The sequence below is a fragment of the Psychrobacter cibarius genome, from assembly GCF_016107535.1.
Lineage (GTDB): Bacteria > Pseudomonadota > Gammaproteobacteria > Pseudomonadales > Moraxellaceae > Psychrobacter > Psychrobacter cibarius.
The window spans coordinates 1-5,559 of record NZ_JABASQ010000045.1 but is presented as its reverse complement, the minus strand read 5'-3'; the positions used below and the strand labels follow the sequence as shown (position 1 = coordinate 5,559).

The window sequence follows — 5,559 nt, the reverse complement described above, 5'->3', positions numbered from 1 at the left end:
TGACGCCTGATATCCACGCCCTAGAAGGACGTGGTTTTACGGCGCTAGATGATAAAAGTATTAATAATAGAAAACGCTCAGCTTTTGAGTATAACGAAGTTTGGTTGGTTTTTCATAATTCAACGGCTATAACAGCAAAAATACAACGATAATAAAACGAACCATCATGCTGTGATAGTAATTATGCTCAAGGCATCAATCATAAAAAAGACGCTAAGAATTATCTTAACGTCTTTTTATAAAGTCGATTATCAGTATTAATAGTCAAGGTTTTGCAGGCTTAACCAACTTCACTAATGGCGCATAGCCTGACTGCGGCATCACATCGACTGGAATAAACTGTAGCGCCCCGCCATTGATACAATAGCGCAGCCCGCCACGATCTTTTGGCCCATCAGGGAATACATGACCCAGATGTGAGTCTGCTACTCGCGAGCGAACTTCAGTGCGTACCATATTAAAAGCGGTGTCTTCATGCTGAGTAATGACTTGCATGTCAATCGGCTTGGTAAAGCTTGGCCAACCACAACCAGACTGGTACTTATCGGTTGATAAGAACAGTGGCTCACCGCTCACCACGTCGACATATATGCCTGGCGCAAACAAGTTATCATATTCATGGCTAAAGGCGCGCTCAGTACCAGCATCTTGCGTGATATTATACTGGGCTTTGGTCAATGTATTTTTTAATGCACCTTTATCAAATCCCGCATAACGTTTAGGGTTTAAGGTCTCAGCAACCGTACTCACAGGCGCAAGCTTGGTACGTGCGGCGCCTTCTGGCTTATCATCAGCCAAACTTAAATCAACATGACAATAGCCGTTTGGATTTTTTGCCAGATAATCCTGATGGTACATTTCAGCTAAGTAGAAATTGTCTAGCGGCTCATTTTCTACCACAATTTTTTGTTTATACTGGCTTTGCACACGTTTGAGGGCAGCATCAATCACTGCTTTATCTTCTTTATCGGTGTAATAAACGCCTGAGCGGTACTGCACACCGCGATCATTGCCCTGTTTGTTGAGGCTGGTTGGATCAATCACGCGGAAGTAGTATTTTAAGATAGTATCAAGGTCTGTTTTATCCGCATCGTAGGTTACTTTGACGGCTTCGGCATGACCTGAGCCACGAATCACTTGCTCATAGCTTGGATTAGCAGTATCGCCGTTGGCATAGCCTGATACAGCATCGACCACACCCTCGACGCGCTCCATGTAAGCTTCTACGCCCCAGAAGCAGCCGCCCGCCAAGTAGATTGAGCGCGTATTAATCGCTTTGCCTTTATCGTTATAATAAACGCCATCTTTTTGTTTGATGGTTTCAATCTTGCTGTTGTTGTCTACGGTTTGCGCGTTTGCTGGTTTAGCACTCCCCGCTTTAAGCTCAGCAAAATCATTATTGGCATTTTCAGCGAGAGCATAGGCTTGCTCTGCCGATATATTGCCTTTCACCAAATGCACCAAGTTGCCGCTTTTATCGAGTATCGCCCAGCTTGGATACACTTGCACACCAAGTTTATTAATCAGCTCGCCTGAAGCGTCAGACAATACTGGTAGCTTTGGATAGTCTGCTTGGACGCCTGCATACCAAGTGCTAAAAGTGCTAAAGTCGCTATCGGCTTTTTCGTTTAGATGACCAGGACTGACAACAGTAACGACATTTAAATCAGCGAACTTGGGATCGGTGCGCCATTCTTGGGTTTCTGCCAACGTGCCCAAGCATAATGGGCACCAGCTTGCCCAAAATTTAATCAAGGTTGGTTTATTAGGATCAATGATTGCTGTGCCCGTGTCACCTAAGCCTTTTGTCAATTGCGGCAGCGCTCGCATTTGCCCAAGCATATCGGAGGGCAGCATGTCACGTGAGCTAGTCATTCCACTGTTTTTCTTGGCTGATTTAGTCGTGCTACTTGCATTGCTCTCCGCACTACTCATTTGTCCACAAGCGACCAATATGCCAGCACTCAGCACTGTCGTGACACCAACGGCACTAATGTTCTTTAGCCAACGTGATGAATCACGTGGTGAGTCTGTCGCTAACTTATTAGTATGACTACGATCATTATGGCGAATTTTCTTATGCGGCATGCGAGGTCCTTTTTACGAAGTCTTACGATCATAAACTGAGTTTTTATGCTCGCTCATGGTCTTCTTACGTGGTCAATGAGAGTGGATAAATCGAGATTTTAGCAAAGCTAACACACTATTAGAGTATCTTAATAGTATACATCGATGATGGAGTTTACTTTAATAGTAACTAAGGGGGTGCTACACTTTTTTAACAACAGTGTAAGAATCATGATATAGACAGAAATCTATCATTTTGCAGGTGTAATTTATAAAACAGCATTTTATAAAACAACATCGTATTATTTTTAAATTAAATTTTGGCACCCATAAACTGAGCCACATACTTATCAGCTGGGTTGTGGCGTAATTCACTGGGTGTATCCGTTTGTACCAAACGCCCGCCATTTAAAATACTAATCCGCTGACCGACCTTAATCGCTTCATCGATATCATGAGTGATAAAGACGATAGTTTTGTTTAGCCGTGCTTGTAGCTCAAGTAGTTGGTCTTGTAATTGGGCACGAATGAGCGGATCAAGGGCAGAGAAAGCCTCGTCCATCAGCAATATCGGATTATCGGTTGCTAAGGCACGCGCCAGCCCGACACGCTGCTGCATCCCTCCTGACAGCTCATCAGGGTAACTTTTCTCCAAATTTGCTAGCCCAACTTCATTTAGCCAGTGCCGAGCAACCTCGTGGCGTTCTTTGATACTCATTTTTCGCACTCGCAAGCCGTAAGCGACGTTTTGCAGCACCGTCATATGTGGCACCAAACCAAAATGCTGAAAAACCATACTGATTGTCTGCTGGCGATAATGCTGTAGCGCTTTATCATTTAGCTCTAAGATATTAATAGCAGACGATGATCTTCCATTTTCTAATAAATCAGCAGAGGGTTTAGCATTATTAGTGGAGGGCTTATTACTAGTAGACGGCTTAGCATTAATAGAAGTATCAACCCATATTTTACCGCTGGTTGGGTCAATCAAACGATTGATATGGCGTATCAAGGTTGATTTTCCTGAACCTGACAAGCCCATAATACAATGCAGCTCACCTGCTTTAACGCTTAAATTGATGTCATAAAGCCCGACCGAATAGCCTGTTTGTTCCTTTACCTGAATACTATCCATACCTTCTGCTAATAATGCCAATGCAGACTTTGCTTGCGAGCTATTGGCATTATAAATCTTGCTGATATTTTCCAATTGAATATGATTCATGATGGCTCTCATTTTTATTTTTCTAGTTATCATTATGATTAGGGCGCGTTGAACATTCGACCATGGCACTGATAATCAACCAATGGGATGCCTGCCAGCATCGATAGTTTTTTGCCGCGCACGCTTACCTTGACCGAACGCTTGCGTAATGCGGTCAATGATAATGGCAACGATGACAATCGCCGTGCCTGCTTGTAAGCCCTGACCGATATTAAGCGTTTGAATCGATTGCAACACATCTTCGCCAAGACCCGGTGCGCCAATCATAGAAGCGAGCACCACCATAGAGAGCGACATCATCACTGCTTGATTCACGCCCGCCATAATACTGGGTAATGCTTGCGGCAATTTAATCCAAATGAGCAGCTGCAAGTGTGTGCTACCGAACGAGCGCCCTGCTTCGACCATCTCATGATTGACTTGGGTAATCCCCAATGTCGTCAGCCGAATCAGTGGCGGCAAGGCATAAATAATAGTGGCGAATAGCGCAGGCACTTTGCCAATCCCAAATAGCATCAATACGGGTATCAAATAGACAAAACTTGGCATGGTCTGCATCACATCCAGTATCGGCGTCACAACCTTGCGAAGAATTTTACTGCCCGACATAGCAATGCCAATAGGAATACCAATCACGACGGTCACCAACACTGATACGATGAGCAGTGCCAAGGTATCAATCAATGCGCCCCATAGTCCAAATGCACCAATGAGAAACAGTCCTGCGGCGCATGCCAGTGCAAACCAGATTTTACGGACACCAAACCATGCCAATACGCTCACAAGCGCAATGATAAGCCAAGGCGGCATAGTGGTTAATAGACGCTCAATCGGTAGCAATAGATAGGTTAACGCCATGGTACTGACGGTACGAAACACATCGCCATAATTTTGGACAACGCTTGCCAATGTATTATTAAGCGGGGTTTCAAGCGACCATGAAGGAAAGCTCGATAATGAGGTCGCTCGATTAGTGCTAGAGGCGGTTGCATCCGCAATGATAGCCTCGCCCGTTAAGCTGATGCCTAGCTTAGCCGCAAGGTTACTGGCTGCTTCATCAGACAACCATGCTTGCCAGATGCTCGGATATTTATGCAAAAATGCTAGTGCTTGCTCATCGCCACTGCGTTTATTTTCACTCATCTCCAAGATAGCGCCATTGAGCTCATCGGAGCTAAACTGAACTTTTTTAAAGACATCAGCAAGCTCTGGATTGGATTCAATAAAAGGGGTAGATACTGCGATACCTAAAGGTGAGACAGGGAATCCAGACACACAATCGGCAGTGCCATCCGCTCGTAACAAATCTTGCCAACAGGCATCTTTGTAAGCAGGAAATGCCAGAGGCGCAAAGTCATATTTTGCCATCAAGCCCGTAGGCTGCCAGTAATAAAACAGTAGTGGTTTATGTTGCTCAAAAGCAGAGGCAATCTCGGCGTCGAGCGCTGCCCCAGTGCCGGGATGGGCATTATTAAAGATACCGTCCAAACCTGTATTCTTCAGCAAGCGAGTATTGAAAATCTCACACGTCCAACCAGACGGACAATTCATAAAGCGTGATTTGCTAGGGTCTTCGGGATCTTTAAACAGCTCAGCATATTTAGGCAAATCTTGATAACTGCGTAGACCTGGGTTTTCTTCTAATACATATTTGGGTACATACCAACCTTGAGTTGCGCCGCCCTTCAGCGTATCACCGATGACTGCCACTTTATTCTGCTCGATGGCTTGTTCCATAATTGGCGAGCGTCCAACCCACTGCTCGCCAATCACTTGAATGTCGTTTTGTGACAATGCCGTTTCGAGTGCAGGACCAGCACCCGGCACCTCTTCAATTGTACAATCATAGCCATCTTCAGCGATGTACTTAAGCACCCCAGAGATAAACTGACCGCTCTCCCATGTCAGAGCGCCAAATTTGATTGATGAGTCGCAGGCTGCTGATGCCGATACTGGCAGTAACAGTGTGCTCATGCATAGTAAACTTAACGCAATCCATTGGCGCATAAGATGTCCTATTTATAATTTTTATTATGGAAATGAACGCCCAAGTCAATAACATTATTGCTTTACGCCAAGCGTGTATTGCTTTTGACTCATTCAGTCGTTGAAGACTAGGCAACGTCTTCATCTAAAACTAATATTGCAATCGTTTAGGCTCACTACAAAGTGTAGCGATTTATAGACAAGATGACAAATGCTCATTAATTTTGGGGCTGTAGTAGATAAGCACTATGCTAGACTACTTTTATGAAGATAACCCGTTG

General features: G+C 44.6%; 3 protein-coding genes. All 3 read right to left on the bottom strand.

All coding sequences use genetic code 11. The features are described from left to right. Positions 1 to 264: 264 nt before the first annotated feature. The 3 genes from msrAB to JFC08_RS13400 all read right to left on the bottom strand — a co-directional run bounded on the left by msrAB (position 265) and on the right by JFC08_RS13400 (position 5,299). A complete protein-coding gene (gene msrAB, locus JFC08_RS13410) occupies positions 265 to 2,088 on the bottom strand; it encodes a bifunctional peptide-methionine (S)-S-oxide reductase MsrA/peptide-methionine (R)-S-oxide reductase MsrB (RefSeq protein WP_198331075.1) in 1,824 nt (607 codons plus the stop codon). Between the two features lie 292 nt (positions 2,089 to 2,380). After that, a complete protein-coding gene (locus JFC08_RS13405; RefSeq protein WP_198331074.1) occupies positions 2,381 to 3,292 on the bottom strand; it encodes an ATP-binding cassette domain-containing protein in 912 nt (303 codons plus the stop codon). Positions 3,293 to 3,367: 75 nt separating this feature from the next. After that, entirely contained in the window at positions 3,368 to 5,299 is a 1,932-nt protein-coding gene (locus JFC08_RS13400; RefSeq protein WP_198331073.1) for a glycine betaine ABC transporter substrate-binding protein, read from the bottom strand. Positions 5,300 to 5,559 lie beyond the last annotated feature (260 nt).